At 52.7% G+C, this 1,300-nt stretch carries 1 pseudogene; it reads right to left on the minus strand.

Features of this window, described 5'->3' with window-relative positions:
* A pseudogene (locus HGC4_RS18730) lies at window positions 1-1,262 on the minus strand (hypothetical protein); the annotation flags it as partial.
* Window positions 1,263-1,300 lie beyond the last annotated feature (38 nt).

Raw genomic sequence — 1,300 nt, forward strand, 5'->3', positions numbered from 1 at the left:
AATTCTACGAGCTTGGCGCATTTGGCGGCGTCTGAGGCGTTGCCGGTTCGATAGAATTCGGTGTTATATCCGATCATAAAGATGTCGACTTTGGAGACGCCGTTGGTGCCTTTGAGCAGGGATTCTAATTTGGTGTCTGACATATTCTGCCAGGTGACGGTTTCCAGGGCTATGATGTCTCGGTCATCGTCTGTCCAGCTATTGGGGCTGGTGGGGATGAAGTTGGAGAAGGGGGAGGTGGAGACGTTATTGAAGCCTTGGAATTTCATGATGGACCACTGGTTGTAACCGAAGTTATTTTTGTCGGTCAGCAGGGTATTTATGTTGTTTGGGGGGGTACGGTTGTCTACGATTCCGGCATTGTATGAGTAAAGGGGGCCTGTGGTGTTGCCTAATGTCATCAGCCGTTTACGGGGGATGAGGATGCGGATGGTGGCGGTACAGGAGGCTGTGGAGCTTTCGCTGTTGGAGGTGATTGTTACGATTTTATCGGCTAAACCTCGGGGGACGCCGGTTCCTTCTAGGTATACGACTTGGGTGGAGGCGCTAAGGACGGCTTCGCCTTTGAAGCTGATGCCGTCTATGGTGTTGGTTTCCAACATGGCTATGGCGCCATAGGAGCTGGAGGGGATATTGGTGATGGTGACTGCTAAGCGGTGTGATTGGCCGTTATAGGGGTTGGGGATGTTACTGAGGGCTTGGTCTTCGAAATACATGCCTTCGACGATTGTGGCTGCGCAGCTCATTGTAAATTTGGGACGGGCGGCGGTGGAACGGACGTTTACTTTGAAGCTACAATCGCCGCCGCCGCCATTGGAGGTTAGGGTGAATTGGTCGGGGGTGTCATCACTGGGGCTGATTAGGTCCGTGCCTTGGGTGTGACGTATGGGTTGGCCTATGCCGGGAACGGTTAGGGTGATGATGCCGGTGGTAAAGAAGGTGCCGGTGGTTTCGTAAAAATAGCCGTTGTCGGGATCGGAGGTGGCGGAGATGCTGTAGGAGCCGATACGGGTGATATTGAGGGTTACTCGCAAATAGTTGGAGGGGGTGAGGGCTACGCCATCGCCGTATTGTCCCATGACTTTGACGGAGTCGCAGATCATGTCGAAGTGGGCTTTGCCCATCTTACCGCAGAGGCTTTGCCATTCTTGGTTGGTTTTGGAGTAATAGTTATAGCAGTCTTCGTCGATGTTATAGATCATGAGACTGTTGGCGGTGGTGATATTGGAGACGTCGATCTGGTCTCGCTGAAGTTCGCTCATGCGAGGGATCATTATGCCTTTGGGAATGGTGTCGGTGC

The sequence above is a fragment of the Dysgonomonas sp. HGC4 genome (genome assembly GCF_001261715.1).
In the GTDB taxonomy this organism is placed as follows: Bacteria; Bacteroidota; Bacteroidia; order Bacteroidales; family Dysgonomonadaceae; genus Dysgonomonas_A.